The organism is Nostoc sp. S13 (assembly GCF_029379315.1).
Taxonomy (GTDB): domain Bacteria; phylum Cyanobacteriota; class Cyanobacteriia; order Cyanobacteriales; family Nostocaceae; genus Nostoc.
Genome location: NZ_JAQYWQ010000002.1, coordinates 75,212 through 90,588 on the forward strand (window position 1 = coordinate 75,212; position 15,377 = coordinate 90,588).

The 15,377-nt window shown below is 44.1% G+C and carries 12 protein-coding genes and 1 pseudogene; 2 read left to right on the plus strand and 11 right to left on the minus strand.

What is annotated here, in order from left to right; all coding sequences use genetic code 11:
* Positions 1–223: 223 nt before the first annotated feature.
* A complete protein-coding gene (locus PUQ00_RS01025; protein WP_300412268.1) occupies positions 224–1,852 on the plus strand; it encodes a DUF4335 domain-containing protein in 1,629 nt (542 codons plus the stop codon).
* Between the two features lie 114 nt (positions 1,853–1,966).
* On the opposite strand, the gene PUQ00_RS01030 is transcribed toward PUQ00_RS01025, so the two are convergent.
* The 10 genes and pseudogenes from PUQ00_RS01030 to PUQ00_RS01075 all read right to left on the minus strand — a co-directional run bounded on the left by PUQ00_RS01030 (position 1,967) and on the right by PUQ00_RS01075 (position 12,489).
* Positions 1,967–3,421 (minus strand): NAD(P)/FAD-dependent oxidoreductase, encoded by a 1,455-nt coding sequence (locus tag PUQ00_RS01030; protein ID WP_300412270.1) that lies wholly within the window; start codon positions 3,419–3,421, stop codon positions 1,967–1,969.
* Positions 3,422–3,431: 10 nt separating this feature from the next.
* Positions 3,432–3,554 (minus strand): histidine kinase, encoded by a 123-nt coding sequence (locus tag PUQ00_RS01035; RefSeq protein WP_300412272.1) that lies wholly within the window; start codon positions 3,552–3,554, stop codon positions 3,432–3,434.
* A gap of 36 nt (positions 3,555–3,590) precedes the next feature.
* Entirely contained in the window at positions 3,591–4,724 is a 1,134-nt protein-coding gene (cobD, locus tag PUQ00_RS01040; protein WP_300412274.1) for a threonine-phosphate decarboxylase CobD, read from the minus strand.
* Positions 4,725–4,750: 26 nt separating this feature from the next.
* The gene (locus PUQ00_RS01045) at positions 4,751–5,035 is read right to left on the minus strand and encodes an HU family DNA-binding protein (RefSeq protein ID WP_010998076.1); all 285 of its coding nucleotides are present in this window, start codon (positions 5,033–5,035) and stop codon (positions 4,751–4,753) included.
* A gap of 451 nt (positions 5,036–5,486) precedes the next feature.
* On the minus strand, positions 5,487–6,128 hold the full coding sequence (locus tag PUQ00_RS01050) for a Uma2 family endonuclease (protein WP_300412283.1): 642 nt from the start codon (positions 6,126–6,128) through the stop codon (positions 5,487–5,489).
* Positions 6,129–6,358: 230 nt separating this feature from the next.
* Positions 6,359–6,933: pseudogene (locus tag PUQ00_RS01055) on the minus strand (Uma2 family endonuclease).
* Positions 6,934–7,189: 256 nt separating this feature from the next.
* Positions 7,190–9,547: a type IV pilus secretin family protein gene (locus PUQ00_RS01060; RefSeq protein ID WP_300412285.1), complete on the minus strand. Its 2,358-nt coding sequence runs from the start codon at positions 9,545–9,547 to the stop codon at positions 7,190–7,192.
* Between the two features lie 290 nt (positions 9,548–9,837).
* A complete protein-coding gene (locus tag PUQ00_RS01065; protein WP_300412287.1) occupies positions 9,838–10,605 on the minus strand; it encodes a pilus assembly protein PilO in 768 nt (255 codons plus the stop codon).
* Entirely contained in the window at positions 10,602–11,378 is a 777-nt protein-coding gene (locus PUQ00_RS01070) for a PilN domain-containing protein (protein ID WP_300412289.1), read from the minus strand. The genes PUQ00_RS01065 and PUQ00_RS01070 overlap by 4 nt, the downstream gene beginning before the upstream one ends.
* 4 nt (positions 11,379–11,382) lie before the next feature.
* Complete coding sequence (locus tag PUQ00_RS01075; protein WP_300412394.1) at positions 11,383–12,489, minus strand: pilus assembly protein PilM; 1,107 nt, start codon at positions 12,487–12,489, stop codon at positions 11,383–11,385.
* 201 nt (positions 12,490–12,690) lie between these two features.
* Here PUQ00_RS01075 and PUQ00_RS01080 point away from each other — a divergent pair, with 201 nt between their 5' ends.
* Positions 12,691–13,989 carry a sugar ABC transporter substrate-binding protein gene (locus PUQ00_RS01080; RefSeq protein ID WP_300412291.1) on the plus strand — a complete coding sequence of 433 codons (1,299 nt, stop codon included), beginning with the start codon at positions 12,691–12,693 and terminating at the stop codon, positions 13,987–13,989.
* A 71-nt stretch (positions 13,990–14,060) separates the two neighbouring features.
* Here PUQ00_RS01080 and PUQ00_RS01085 read toward each other — a convergent pair whose 3' ends face one another.
* Positions 14,061–15,356 (minus strand): folylpolyglutamate synthase/dihydrofolate synthase family protein, encoded by a 1,296-nt coding sequence (locus PUQ00_RS01085; RefSeq protein ID WP_300412293.1) that lies wholly within the window; start codon positions 15,354–15,356, stop codon positions 14,061–14,063.
* Positions 15,357–15,377: the final 21 nt, after the last annotated feature.

The window sequence follows — 15,377 nt, forward strand, 5'->3', positions numbered from 1 at the left end:
AATTGAAATTCCTCAACCAAAATTCGCTCATTAAAGTTTGCTAGGTAAAGATTCCTTTTTGATGGTCGTTAGCCCTTGGGCGATGCACTATCAGCACTGCTTCCTCCTTGCACACCAGTTTGGATAACGGAAGGAACCTGACAAAGTTCTGAGTGGAGGAATCCGCCGTTTCAACTTTTCTTTTTTTGCAAAATTCCAAATAGTCTTCCTCGCAGTTCCTGCCATGCCTCTATCAAATTCTGTCATTCGTTGCTACACACCCCCGACTTGCACGCTAGAAGTATTCGCGCAAAGCTCACCTCTATCCCGTTGGATGGGGAAAACTGTCCTGAAGCACCTGAGCTTTGAGCTGCGTTTTGATGATCCCCGACTACCAGAAGAAAACAGAGTTCCAATTCGGGGCGATCGCGATCAACTCGAAGCCTTATGTGATGCAGTCACCAGCTACGTACAACAATTCCTCCAACAGTCTCCAGAAAGCTTTTGGGTCAGTTTCTCCGGTACCCAGGAGTCAAGCACAGCACTGGATGAGCCGGAATTAAAGTCCTCAACAAAAACATTAAATTCTTTTAGCACCCAGATTTCAGGGGCAAATATCCACTTAGAACCAAGCAGCTATTTAACTCACAACTTATTTCTCGGTTCTCTCGCCAATCACTCATCTGGGCCGATAATTAAACTCAGTCTGCTGCAACTATTTGATTTGGCAAGTGCTTTAGATGAATACTCGACTGATGTCATGTCACTTCCAACTCTCAACAGCACCACTTCGAGTCTGAGGTTCCCTACTTGGGCGCCTGTTGCCGCAGTATTAGTATTAGGCGTAGGTTTGTTACCAGTTACTTGGCAATATGCTAACAACATTAGAGAAAAGCAACAGCAAACAGCCAAAACAGCAGATCCAGCAGCGATCAAGACTGCTTTAGAACCTTCACTAAACTTTCCCACGCCTGAACCCGGACTCAGCAGTCGCTCAGATAACTTACTAGGTTCCACTCCTCCACTTCCCACATCCAGTTTGCCCCCAGCACCTTTAATAGCCCCTAGTTCCACTTTCTCTACACCGCCACCTCTATTTCCAAATAATGCACTGGGTATACCTCAGAAAACGATTTCAACGCTTCCCAGCAATCGAGCGATGCCTTCTGGGAGCTTCTCTAACGCACCATCTAGCAAAATTCCAGGCCAGGAAATAGCCATATTACCAAATCTGGGACAGAACCTTACAGGGTCAAGTCCCCAAGCTGATGCTCTTCCTCAAAGGCGGAATTTGCCACCCAGACTATCTTCTACCACGGGCAGCTTACCAACTAATATCTCAGCAGTTCCCCCGTCTGTTGACACCATACCCAATAATAATGGTGGCAATACCCTTACTCAACCCTCTTCAATAAACTCAGAAGAGCAGCTAGAGGAAAGAATGAATTCCCTACAGGCATCTTCTGCTGGAGAAAAACCTGCTTCAAAACTTCCCACCTCTAGAACTGCGGATAATAATCCTTTCATCGATCAATTAGGAGATGGACGCAAAACCCCCACATCCACAGAAGTGGCAACTAACAGCACATTATTTGACACACCTCAAATAGCAGAAGCTAGAGAATACCTAAAAAAGCGTTGGCAACCACCTACTGGACTAGCACAAACATTAGAGTACAGTTTGATAGTCAGTGTTGATGGCAAAGTGGAACGAATTTTTCCCCTGAATAAGGCAGCAAGAGAATTCATTGATAGCGCTGGGATGCCTGAAGTCGGTAAACCTTTTGTTTCCGCCAATAGACGCGGACAAAATGTCAGAATTCGAGTTGTTCTCAGCCCTGATGGCAAGGTACAGACTTTTCCAGATGAATAATTGAAGAAGAATTCATAAGCGGAGCTTGGGATTGCTCTACGGCTTGGTGTCATAATCAAGACGCTCTCAAAGAAATCTTTGAGCAGTTGTGATAGAAGCTGTTTAATTCCCCGCTCATAAATTCCAGTTACGGCAAAAATGGAAGAAGCCTTCTAAAAACTCTTGCAAAGCAATATTGCTATTTAACCTCTGCTTACTCCACTCTCTTGCAGTTTGTTCCAGAATTTCTGAGAAACTAGGATAGACGGGAGATAGATTTGCTAAATCTTTGACTTTAATTTTTTGTGACATTGTTAAAGCAATCAAATTAATCAACTCTCCAGCTTCTGCCCCCAATATCGAAGCTCCCAAAATTTCCCCGTTGCGTAGCACAATTAATTTACACATACCAGTGGTTTCGTCCCGAAGTTGGGCTGCTGCCATTGTTTTAAAATACTGTCGCAAAACTAAGACTTCATCTCGACCAAATTGGGGTTTTGCCTGCGCCTCTGTTAAACCCACTTGCGCCAGCATCGGCACAGAAAACATCGCCCAAGGAATGGAGTGATAATTTACTCGTAACCTGGGGAAAAAGAGTGCATTGTTCAGCGCAATTTTTGCCTCATAATTAGCGATATTGGCAAAGTCGTAACCACCAATTACATCACCACAAGCGTAAATGCGGTGGTTAGTGGTTTGCAGTTTATCATTCACCACTAAGCTACGCCGATGCCATTTCACACCTACTGTTGCCAAATTTAAAGATTCAAGATTCGGCTGATGTCCAGTCGCCACTAAAATTTCATCAGTTTCAATTGCCTTGTCTCCTGCTTGAATCCACTTTTTATCCTCAATTAGCCTCACCTGAGTTACTGATTTTTTGGTGAGTACGCGCACACCTTCGATTTCCAACTGCCCCTGAAGCAGCATGGCTATCTCAGGGTCTAGATATGGGAGAATATAGGGATGCTTGACTACCAGGGTCACACTGCAACCAAACCGCGCCAAAGTTTGAGCGATTTCAATGCTTTGGGGAATCCCGCCGATAATGACCCAATTTTTGGGTAATATCGCTCCCTTTAAGGATTGCCAAATATTAGATAGGGTTAGGTAGCCAGTGGCTTGCAATCCGTCAATCTCTGGAATTTCTGGACGCGAACCACTGGCCAGTAAATAGGCACGGGCGCGTAGTAGGCGATTATTAACGACAAAAGTCAGTTGGGGCGAAGATTGAAATTGACCACTGCCAACGATAACATCGACTCCCCGCGCGGCTAGGATGGCTAGAGAATGCTGTTCTTTGAGATTTGAGGCGACGCATTGAGCATACAGCATCGCTTCTGTCCATGCCATAGATATGTGGCATTCTTCTGAGGTATGAGTGTGTTTGGCATGAATACCAAAACTAGGGGCATCATTTAACTTTTTTGCCAGTTTACCAATTTCAGTAAGAGCATGGTGATAACTAAACCCGTAGTCTACTTTGGGTTCCACTAGGGCAACTGTAGCACGTAGTTGGGTTGCAGCAAGGGCAGCGTAGTATCCAGCAAGACTGCCGCCAATAATTACGACATCATAATCAATAGTCATTTGTCATTTGTCATTTGTCATTGGGCATTGGGCATTGGGCATTGGGCATTGGGCATTGGGCATTGGGCATTGGGCATGGGGCATGAGGAAGAATGAAAATTACCTCTTTCACCTCTGCTCCCTGTTCCCTCATTTCCCCTACTCCCTACTCCCCACTCTCCACTCCCCATTACCCCTTATCCCCAGAGGGGGCCCCACCTTCCCCACTCAGCGCTGTTAATAAGCGTTGGTTATCGGACTCTTCACGTACAGCAACCCGGAAAAAGCGATCGCCTAGTTCTTTAAAGCTAAGGCAATCGCGGATTAAAATCTGGTGATACTTGAGTAATTGTTGCTGTAACAGCGAAGTAGACTTTTGGGACTCAACCAGTAAAAAGTTAGCAGCACTTGCTTGGGGTTGCAATCCTGGGATTTCAGCTAAACCCTGAAAGAGTTGGTTTCGTGCAGGTGGTAGCCATGCCCAGGTTTGCTGCTGAAACTCCGTATCTTGGAGTGCCGCAATTGCCGCCGCCGCCGCTAACGTGTTTACGGGCCAGGGGTCACGCCATAGCTGCCATCTAGCTAGGCAGTCAGGGTGTGCGATCGCATATCCTAATCGCAGTCCTGGGAGACTGTAAAATTTGGTCAGCGATCGCAATACTACTAAATTCGGATATTCCTGTACCACCGGAATCAGGCTTTGTTCCTGATTGGGCGGCACAAAATCCATAAATGCTTCATCTACCACAACCAAAGCAAATTGCTCAAGATAGGGCAAAATACAGTCCCGCGAAAATAGCTTTCCCGTTGGGTTGTGGGGATTATTCAGAAGCAGTCCTTTCTCCTTTGTCAAAGACCAATCACCAATCACCAATACTTCGGCAAAGCTTAGTACAAGTGACCAATCACCAATACTTCGGCAAAGCTCAGTACAAGTGACCAATGACAAAGGACACTCCAGCACTTTAGCGTTGTACGCCCTTAGGGTTCGGTAGTAGTCGCCAAAGGCTGGAGTTATTAAAGTTGTCGCGGCTAATTGAGCTAATTCCCTACCGATTAAAGTAAGTAATTCTGCGGAGCCGTTACCCGGCAGAATCCACTCAGGCGGCAGTTGATGAAAGTGACTGAGAGCTAGTCTCAGTTCACTATAATTTGGATCTGGATAGTGCTTAAGATTACCAATTTGGGACTTAATAGCAGCGATCGCGCTATTTGGAGGCCCCAACGGGCTGATGCTAGCAGAAAAATCCAGAATAGCGTCAGGGGGACAGCCAGCCAGTGCTGCTGCCCAGGCTAAATTTCCCCCGTGTGCAGGTTGCCGCATTAAAAAAGGGTTCCCGAAGACAGAACCTATGCTTTTGGGGGTGCTACCTTTTCTCTAAACAGTTTTCCTGCCGAGAAAGCAGGAACCCTTGTCGCTGGGATTTCCATCTTTTCATTTGTTTTTGGGTTGCGACCTTCGCGGGCTTTACGTTCCCGTGATTCAAAGGAGCCAAATCCCACCAACGTTACCTTATCACCAGAGGAAACCGCTTCAATAATCGTTTCCAAAGCGGCAGTTAAGACTGCATCCGCTTGTTTCTTGGTAACACTAGCTTTTTCAGCTACGGCATCAACTAATTCACCCTTGTTCATATCAAACTCCTGAAGGTTTACTTGAGATTCTTTACGGATGCACCTTGACACATCTGTACTGAAATCTCTGTTCGCGGAAATACAAAAATCATCCTTTAGGAGTACCTTTACTCAAAATGGCTGTACATCCCATCGGCTCGACTTTTCAATGAATCATTCTAAGGTGTTGTAGCCTGATGTGGATAGATGAAACCATTAATTTATATAGATTTCAGGATGTTTTGTAATATTAGGGTAGTTGTTCCCCGAAAAATCACCCCAAAAGTAGGAAAAAATACCTAGTAAATACCGCGATCGCGAGGCAAACAGGGGAGTGAGGAGGTGGGAGATGGTTACTAATTGTTGGGATTAATTACCGATGTTGAAGAGTTATTGCTGAGATTAACCAATTTTTATGAAAATCGAAGCCTTTACGATTTGTGACATTGCCACAAATCAGCCAAAGGATTTTTCATTCCCTACCAGAAATTTCCTGTTGCACCCAAGCCCGAAAAGCGCGGGTGGTAGCAATTTCCCCATTTTTTTTAGCTTCTTGGATAAACCGAGGAATCTCTTTCACCGACACAGGCGCAAAAGTAGGGCTGGTTTGGACTTCTGAGTATTGCCCACCTGCAAGTGTGTAAACTCGCAACACACTGCCGTTATAACGCCAGAATTCGGGGACTCCCATCGCAGCATAAAGCCTCAGCTTGTCTATTGCAGACCTGGAATATTCCACCTCTAGCACCAGGTCTGGGGGTGGGTCGATGGCTATATCAATATTTTCTTGATCTCGAACTAACGCTTCATTTTGGATATAGTAGCTACTATCTGGCTCTGCTCCCTGCTCTAAATCATCTCGCGTTAAAGTTAGCGAACCAGCACGTTTAATTTCCCAACTCAACTCTTCGCACAACACACCAACTAAGCCTTCAATTACACGATTTGAGTTTTCGTGCGGCATTTGTGGGATTATAATTTCTACAGTTCCATTGTCATAAGCAAATAGGGAGTTTCGCTCTGAACCCATTTCAGCCAGCATGGTTTTAAATGTTTGCCAGCTGATGTTTTGGAGTAAAACCCTATTTTTTGCGGATGTTGTTATCGCCACCATAGTTTAGTTCTCCGCAACAAACCTTTTCCAGTACTGTACCCCTTAATATTACAGTTAAGAATAAATATGCTAATGGGGAATGACGACAAGTTCAAATTCCTTAAAGTCCGCCTGCGCGAACTTCTCTGCAAGACGCTGTTCGCGTTCGTTTGTGTAGCCGTGATTTCTAATCGCTAGGTATATTTTCTAGACGCTGTAGGGGCAATTAATGAATTGCGCCTACGTTACTTTTACCAAATTCGTTGTATGTTGAGTACAAAACCAGGTAAAACATTTTCCCCGGAAATAGTTTGAGGAAATTTTAAAACTTCTACATCTTGACCTGGACGATAAATTTGTACTTCCTGTTTTTTTCGGTTGATCAACTAACCTAGACGACAACCATTTTCGATATACTCTTGCATCTTCTTCTGAGTTTTTTTCAAGTTGTCATTAGGTGAAAGTATCTCGATCACAAAATCAGGACATAGGGGAATAAATTTTTCTTTTTGTTCTTTAGTCAAAGCATCCCAGCGAGATTTTTCCACCCAAGAAACATCTGGAGAACGGTCAGCCCCTGAAGGTGAAGTAAATCCAGTTGATGAATCAAAAACTTCGCCCAATTGATTTTGATCGTTCCAGAACCATATTTGAGCGTTAATAGTAGAATTACTTTTTCCTGTTTCCCCCCCCTTGGTGGCATTAGAATCAACTCTCCTTGGGCATTGCGTTCTAATTTTAAATCGGGGTTTTCTTCACACAATTGATAAAACTGCTCTCTTGTCAGTTTAATTACAGAATTGAGGTTTAATGTAAGTGCAGTCATAGGAGTATCTCCCGTTTTTGTTCGCTAACTGGGCTACAAAAACCTAATACAGTTCAGTTAAAGTTTTTTGATGAAAATTCTAAATCACAAAAACGCAATAAATCGTCCTCTTTATATTACAGTTACTACTTCTATTCTGATTAGGTATTTTTATTCTAGAATGACATTTAATCGTCAACAAGAAGATGTCCGACTTCTTAAAAAAGTCGGGCATCTGAGGCTTTGCCATAGGTAACTTACCTACCGATTATCTTTATTACCTGCTAGGAAGCTTTAAGCCTCGACGCTCAAGGATTTGCCTCACTTCTGGGCTGGGATTGTAGTTATAGCCGTAGGAGGAGTTTTGAGAGTCATCCATGATTTGAGGTGTGAGTAACACAATCACCTCATTGCGCTGGTTGGATCTGTTTGTACTTCTAAACAGCGCACCAATCAGTGGGAGATCACCCAAAATAGGAATCTTGGAGATAGTTGTTCGGTCTTGGTCTTGAATGATGCCTGAGAGAATTAGCGTTTGACCATCTCGTAAGCGAATTAAGCCAGAAGTAAGGGAGCGTTGAGACACTAAAACAATTTGTCCGTTTCCTGTATCTGCTGTGCCTGAAGGAGCGCTGACAGTAGGAGCAACTGATAGAGAAACGAAACCATTATCGTCAATCCGCTCAATTCTTACATTCAAAGTTAAGCCAACGTTTTGCTTCGTAATTGTTCTATCTGTTCTAGAACCACCCGAAGTATCCGTTGTTTGGAGGGTTATATTTCCTACTACTTCTTGAGTCAGGTTGATAAGAGCCTGTTGACCTTCTTGCACAATTAAGGTTGGATCAGTCAAAATCTTGGCATTGCCATTTGTGACTTGAGCTTGCAAGCTAGTAAGAAGACGTTTAGGAAATTGGTAAATAGACGGCAAGCTATATGTATATTGAGCAGGGGTCTGACCAGTCACCTGATTACTGTATTGAGTCGCTACACCAGTAATTGGGTCAAACTGAGTTGGTACAGCTGTAATTGTTCCTGGAGTTGCTGGGGTAAATGATGAAAGTCCTGGTTGCGTTGGGTTAGAGTTTACACCAGCACTAACTGCTCCTGTGGTTGGATTTTGTGGGTTAAGAAAAATATTTGCGCTACTAAGTGGATTAGTGGTTGTAGGTGTATTAGTCACACTGGTTCTCGCTTCAACACTAGTAACTGGCCTCGAACCGCCAAAATTTAGAGTTGCTGCACCGCCATCATTGCTAAAGTAATTGTTGCCGATCCCAAAAGAAAAGCTAGTGTTATAGTCCTGGGTGTTATTGAGATTAACATCGATAATCTTGACGTTAACTACCACTTGACGACGACGGATATCAAGCTGAGTTAGTTGAGCGATCGCCATCTCAACTAGCCGAGGAGAGCCAATTAAGGTAATGGAATTGGTGCGTTCCTCTCCTAATGCCTGTAAACCTCTCAGTAATGGGCTAGAGTCTGTAAAATTAACGCGTTGAGTTTCAACTCTGTTTTCCGTGGTCGTCTGAGTTTGGGTGATAGCCGCAGCTGCATTACCCACAGGTACGGCACTAACGCTGGTAACTTGCCGTTCGCGGCTGACCGCACTTTCTGCGCCCAAGCCGACCAAAAAGTTCAAGGCCACTCCCACTGATACTTGATTAAGTCGCAGGCTACGCATAACCATGTCACGGGTCGCATTAGGTAGTTTAGCCCCTACAAAAACTGTACGACCACTGCGATTAGCTTCTAGACCACTCAAGCGCAAGACATAGTTAAATACATCTTGCACTGGCTCATTTTCTATATCTAAAGAGATTGTTTGAGAGGTTGCTTGTGCAGCACCAGCTTGCTCACCTCCCACATAAGCCAAGTTCAAACCAGCAGCACGGGCAAGCAATGACAAAACCTCACGCACCGGGGCATCTCGCAATACTAAGCGGGGTACACGTTCCTGAGTTGCTAAGTCAATGGTGCTAGGAGAAGCATCGGTAGCGGAAATAGCAATATCTCCCACTGGTGGGGCGATCGCTCTAGGTAAGAAAGGTGGACCCTGACTCACAGGTTGACCTGGCCCAGCAGGTTGTGCAGGTTGTCCGTCAATGGTGATTTGCGGGTTGGGCACGAGAACATCTGGCTTTTGACCAGGTTGGACTGGAGTAGTAGCAGGGGGTGCTGTGGATGTTGGTGTTGTTGGCGTTGGTACTGATACTATAGTGCCTGCCGATGGGCTAAAGCTGAGTATAATTCCATTTAGCGATCGCACCACGGGTTGATTGCTAGGTGTGTTATTGCTGCCAGTTACCGTCACCCGGACGCTATTGGCATCAAGCTGACTAACCTCAACAGACGCAATTCCTGGTGCTGGGCTATCTTGACGAAAACTCTTACCTTGTGGTAATCGTAATTGAGTATTGATAATATCTGCAACTAAAGCCTTGCCTGTTTTTGTCGTGAAAACTTGGGGGCGTGACCCTGAAGAAGTTTTCAAAACAACCTTAATTCCACCATCAACTGGATTTAACTGGACATCAGTAATTTGACTAATTTGTGCCCAAACTGGTTGAGCTGCCAAAAATACAAAAGCGGTAGCACCCAATATAAAACTATTACCGTGAAGCTGTTTCACACTTCATTCCTCACACTATAAAACCTTGTTTACAAATAATTTTGATTTCACTCTGATCTGGAAAACCTTACTTCCATTCCTCTCTCCTTAGAGGAAAGAGGCTTTGAATTCTCCTCCTTCCCTATTCGGGAAGGGGGCTGGGGGGTTAGGTTTTCCATATGACGTGAAAAGTCAGACACAGGCAAAACCCACGGAGGTGATTTCAAACCCTCAACTTTTCCTTAGTTCGCCTCCGCAGACTTTGCCTGCGTAGCTGCGAATTCCATTCACCCTGTCTTTGCTATTCACTATTACTTTTTCGGGGCAGCTTTAGCTGCTGCTGCGGCTATTTCTTCTGGACTAAGTGGCATCAATACCTGTAATTGGAATGATGTATTAATTGCTGCTGGTCCTACCGGCATCGGCGTTTTATCTAATGGGGATCTTGACTCTACTGGAGCCAAAGTTACTTGATAATCTTTAATTATTAACAAAGGCTGCAAACGCTCAATGTTACGAATTATCGATTGTGTTTGTTCATAAGTTCCTGTAATTTCGGCATTGATATTGCTGCGTTGCAGCTTGCCGTCAACCAGTAGTCCTAGACTTCCATCGATAATCGGTTCTGGTTTTAGGGAAACTGGCACAAATTTCTTCAGCTTCGCTCTAACTGCATTAATAAAAGTTGGAGTATTGCCAGACTCAATCAAGCGGTTCAGATCCAACAGCAATGTATCCAAGGTTTTTTCGTCAGCAAATAAACCTAAAACTTGAACTTTTTGCTGCTTTGCCTTTACTAACTCGTCTTTAACTTGATCAATCTGTTTGATACTGGCTTTTTTTTGCTCAACTTGCGCTTGCAGTTCGGAGTTTTTGGCTTGCTGCTGCTGATAGCTTTCCCAAGCTGGCATCAGCAGGTTTAAAAATATATAACCTGCTCCCGCTAAACCAATTACCCCCACCAGTATCCCAATAATTTTTGGTGTGAGGGCAATACCAAAGATCACCGGAGAGGCTGGCGTTGCCTCCTCGAATTCCCCACCATGTTCGGCAAAATTTAAATCATCACTCAGCGTCATTTTGAAATGACTCCTGTTTGTTGCATACTACGAATTCGAGTTACTAACCCCACTGTGCCTTTTTTTTCCAACTCCCGGATTAATTCCGAAGCTGGAACATCGCTCATACTGGATTGAATAGTGTATTTTACTACTTGGGGTGGCTTAATTATTACACCAGTATTAGGTTGACCTACACCTGGTGTTAAGGGAGCATCTACTAACGTTGCCGTCAGAATTCTGCTTTCTGTAGACTTCAAAAACTGAGACTGTTGTAAAATTAATAAGAAATCATTGACATCGTTAAAGGAACGAGCTAATCCGGTAATTTCTAAACCCCCGGCGGGATTGTTTGCTGGCTGACCTGCCACTGCCGCAATGGGTGGGATTTGCTTGATGGTCTCGATTTGTACTGCTGCTGGAGTGCGATCGCGCAAATCTTGCAGCATTGCTGACCAAGGACGAATCTGGTCAAATACACTGACTAAAGCTTGGGTTTCCTTTTTAATTGCATTCGTCTCGGCTTTGATTTTGCTAATATTTCCGATTTCTGTATCTAACCTCTTGCTTTCTTGGTCTAATTGTGCTCCTGTCCCCTGTAATTCCGTAATCTTCCCTTGCAAAAACCACCAACTAACTCCCAATAAAGCTGGAAGACCTACACCTAATCCAACTCCTACATACAGTGGTATTAAATTACCCGCAGGAAAGTTTAGGGCTATTCCTCTCTTTCTTTCAGGCTTTTTCTGGTATGCTGGGCGGTCTTTAAGAAAGTTAACATCTAGGCTGTACATTCTGTTACACCTCCCGCATTCCTAGACCAAGTACAATCGCCAAGCCAGAACGTTGTACCTGTGGATATTTATCAGTGTCAACTTCTAAAGACAAAGCCCCGATTGGATCTATTTGAGTAGTTGGCAAGCTCAATCGTTGGGTAAACAATTCATCTAGCTGTTGAAGTCCACCTCCGGGCCCAGCTAATAAAATCTGCGCTACCTCCAAATTTTCACTTTGATTAAGATAAAAATCGATGGAACGCCGCAGTTCATCTGTTAGTTCTCCCAATACTCTCAATATGGCTGCCATACCAGGATCGAGTTCGGTAACGCCGGTTTTGCCGCCGTCTATGGGAGTTGGGGGAATAATCATTCCATATAACAGATCCATATCTCGTGACGTGGGTAAGCTCATTGTCCTTGCTAAGGCAGTTTGTATTTGATAAGTACCGATTGGGACTGTGCGCGAAAATTGCGGCACTCCGTTAACAATGATCGCGATTTCTGTACTATCGAACTCTATATCAACTAGTACTGCTGCTTCTTGCGGCCCAAATTGTCGAAGTTGATCGCGAATAGTCCGAATCAGAGCAAAACTATTAATTTCTAAAACATCGAGTTGTAATCCTGCCTGCTCGAATGTACTTATATAGGTATCTGTTATCTCCTTGCGGGTGGCAACTAGGAGTACGTGTACTTTTTCAATGCCATCCTCATCTACAAAGTAGTCAAGTTTCTGATAATCTACATCAGCTTCTTCACGAGGATAGGGTAAATACAAACCTGCTTCATGGTTTAGCACCATTTCTCGCAGTTCTTTGTCATCTAACTCCGTTGGCATGGGTATTATCCGAACGATGGAATCTCGCCCCGGTACAGCAGTGGCAACGCGAGAAGTTTTGATTTTGCTCTCAGATAGCGCCTGCTGGATTAATTGGGCCATTGCCGCAGGGTCGCTGATTTGACCATCGGTAACTATGCCTTCTGGAACTGCTACCGATGTAAAGGTTTCTAGTTTCAAGCCTTGACCGTGCTTACGTAGCTGAACTACATTTACCCGTTCGGGAGCAAGTTCAATGCCAACTCCTTTATTTGATTTGCCAAACAGACCCTTGAAGTTTTTTACCAGAAGTTCAATGCCGGCCCTTTTATTTGATTTGTCAAACAGACTAGTGAAGCTTTTTACCACAGTTGTGCCCGCTGGACTACTAAATTGAAAATTTAAATGATACTAAAAGATGGATTTTGTGCTAAGTAATTTATTTAGCCGATAACCTCGACAATTCTGCCTAAGCTTTTCACACTGAGCAAGCGTAAAAATACTGGGAAAATGATTCAATTACGAAAATTTAAACAACTTGTTGCTTTCGCACTACTTGGCTTATTAATCAGTTGGATTGTAAGTTGTAGCACAGGTAATGTTGGTACAAGTACGAAACAGGCTACTTCAGGAGCGGCAACTGTTGAGTTTTGGACAATGCAACTCCAACCTCAATTTACCGACTACTTCAAAAGCCTAATTGCGAATTTTGAATCGCAAAACCCAGGTATAAAGGTTAACTGGGTTGATGTACCTTGGGCGGCGATGGAGAACAAAATTTTAACAGCTGTCTCAGCAAAAACGCCACCTGATGTAGTTAACCTCAATCCGGGTTTTGCTTCCCAACTTGCGGGACGAAATGCCTGGTTAGATTTAGATCCGAAAGTCCCAAACGATGTCCGTTCCTCCTATCTACCGAATATCTGGAAAGCAAGCACGCTAAATGGCAAGAGTTTTGGGATTCCTTGGTATCTCACCACGCGGTTAACCATTTATAACATCGATTTATTAAAACAGGCCGGTATCAATAAACCACCCGCAACCTACGCAGAATTGGCACAAGCAGCCCAACAAATTAAAGATAAGACGGGGAAATATGCTTTTTTTGTGACTTTCGTACCGCAAGATTCCGGAGAAGTGCTGGAATCTTTCGTACAAATGGGGGTCACTTTAATAGATGCTGAGGGTAAAGCGGCGTTTAATTCAGCACAAGGTAAGGCAGCATTTCAGTATTGGGTGGACTTGTATAAAAAAGGGCTGCTTCCTAAAGAAGTTTTGACGCAAGGACATCGCCATGCGATCGATTTATACCAATCTGGAGAGACTGCGTTTCTAGCTTCTGGGCCAGAGTTTCTGAAAACGATCGCTAATAATGCCCCGAAAATCGCTCAAGCTTCGGGAATAGCACCTCAACTAACTGGTGATACAGGCAAGAAAAATGTCGCGGTGATGAATATAGTTATTCCCCGCGACACTAAACAACCAGACGGCGCTGTGAAATTTGCTTTATTTGTCACCAATGACGAAAACCAGTTAGCCTTTGCTAAAGCTGCAAATGTCTTACCTTCTACAGTCAAAGCATTGTCTGATAGTTATTTTAAAGATGTTTCAGCTAATGCTTCAACAATAGAAAAAGCGCGAGTTTTGAGTGCTAAAGAACTGCCACAGGCAGAAATATTAACCCCTACTTTGAAGGATTTCAACAAATTGCAAAAGGCAGTTTACGAAAACTTGCAAGCAGCAATGTTAGGGGTAAAGACTGTAGATAAAGCTGTAGAGGATGCGGCGCAAGAGTGGGATCAAAGATAAATTAGGGGAATGGGGAGTGGGGAGTGGGGAGTGGGGAGTGGTGAATATTAAAATTCCCTACTCCCTATTCCCTATTCCCTATTCCCTATTCCCATTTGCAAAAAATCTCCGACTAAATAAAGGGAACCACATAAAACGATTAAATCGTCTGTGGTAGCGGTTGAGGTTGCGGCTTCTAGTGCTGTGAATAAATCTGGATGTATTTGACGATCGCTTAATTCTGGACAGAGGCTGTAAGCTAGGTTTGCTAATTCCTGTAGATTAGCGGAAGTTCTACCTGGCCAAGGTTCTACTGGTATTGGTACTAAAAAAAGGCGATCGCCTGGGCGCAGTAAGGCGGCAAAAATATCAGTATGATCCTTATCAGAAAACATTCCCATAACCCAATTGACGGGCTTGTGGTTAACTACGTCTAAGCTATCGACATACTGGCGAAGAACTTGGGCGGCGGCGGTATTATGAGCGCCATCAAGTAATAATTTATGGTTTTTCCAAGTAGTCCATTGCATCCGCCCTGGCCATTTAGTTTTTGCCATGCCGTTAATTATGGCTTCTTCAGAAATCTGCCAACCCTGTTGTTGGAGAATTTCTAAAGCAGCTAAAGCCAAAGCTGAATTAGTTAATTGAATCTGTCCCACTAACGGTAAAGGATATTTAATTAATTTTGAATTTTGAATTGTTTTACACTCTGCCCATCCTGATGCTATTTCACCGGCGGGTTGAGGCGTAAAAATCGGACATTGTAATTCTAAGGCACGCGATCGCACAACTTTCTCTGCCTCTGGTGGCAATGGCCCAACCACAACGGCACATCCAGGTTTGAGAATACCTGCTTTTTCCCTAGCAATGTCAGCGAGGGTAGGGCCAAGTTGCTGCCAGTGTTCCCGGCTAATGGAAGTGATGATCGTAACCAGAGGTTGCAAACAGACATTCGTAGCATCTAAGCGCCCTCCTAGTCCGACTTCTACCACAGCTACATCAACTTGCTGCTGGGCAAAATATAACCAAGCAGCCGCCGTAATTACCTCAAATTGGGTTGCCGATTCGTCCTCAGCACGAATAGCCGCTTGGACTTTTTCTAATAATTGGCTCAATTCTTCAGAGGAAATGGGCTGTTCATTCAGACAAATACGTTCCGTCCAATCAACTAAATGGGGGGAAGTGTACCGTCCTGTACGATAACCAGCCTCACTAAGTACTGAGGAAAGATAGGCACAGACTGAACCTTTGCCATTAGTGCCAGCAACGTGAATTACCGAGACTTGGTGATGGGGATTGCCGACATTTGCCAATAGATTGACAATGCGATCAAGTCCCAAATGGACACCAAAGCGTTGAAGAGGTTGTATTACAGAATCGATATCCAAGGAAGGGAGTGGGGAGTGGGG

Excerpts from the sequence above, each read along its gene's own strand:
- PUQ00_RS01080 (WP_300412291.1), top strand. The coding sequence starts at position 12,691 with ATGATTCAATTACGAAAATTTAAACAACTTGTTGCTTTCGCACTACTT.
- PUQ00_RS01065 (WP_300412287.1), bottom strand. The coding sequence starts at position 10,605 with ATGACGCTGAGTGATGATTTAAATTTTGCCGAACATGGTGGGGAATTC.
- PUQ00_RS01025 (WP_300412268.1), top strand. The coding sequence starts at position 224 with ATGCCTCTATCAAATTCTGTCATTCGTTGCTACACACCCCCGACTTGC.
- PUQ00_RS01045 (WP_010998076.1), bottom strand. The coding sequence starts at position 5,035 with ATGAACAAGGGTGAATTAGTTGATGCCGTAGCTGAAAAAGCTAGTGTT.
- PUQ00_RS01070 (WP_300412289.1), bottom strand. The coding sequence starts at position 11,378 with ATGTACAGCCTAGATGTTAACTTTCTTAAAGACCGCCCAGCATACCAG.
- PUQ00_RS01050 (WP_300412283.1), bottom strand. The coding sequence starts at position 6,128 with ATGGTGGCGATAACAACATCCGCAAAAAATAGGGTTTTACTCCAAAAC.
- PUQ00_RS01030 (WP_300412270.1), bottom strand. The coding sequence starts at position 3,421 with ATGACTATTGATTATGATGTCGTAATTATTGGCGGCAGTCTTGCTGGA.
- PUQ00_RS01035 (WP_300412272.1), bottom strand. The coding sequence starts at position 3,554 with ATGAGGGAACAGGGAGCAGAGGTGAAAGAGGTAATTTTCATTCTTCCT.
- cobD (WP_300412274.1), bottom strand. The coding sequence starts at position 4,724 with ATGCGGCAACCTGCACACGGGGGAAATTTAGCCTGGGCAGCAGCACTG.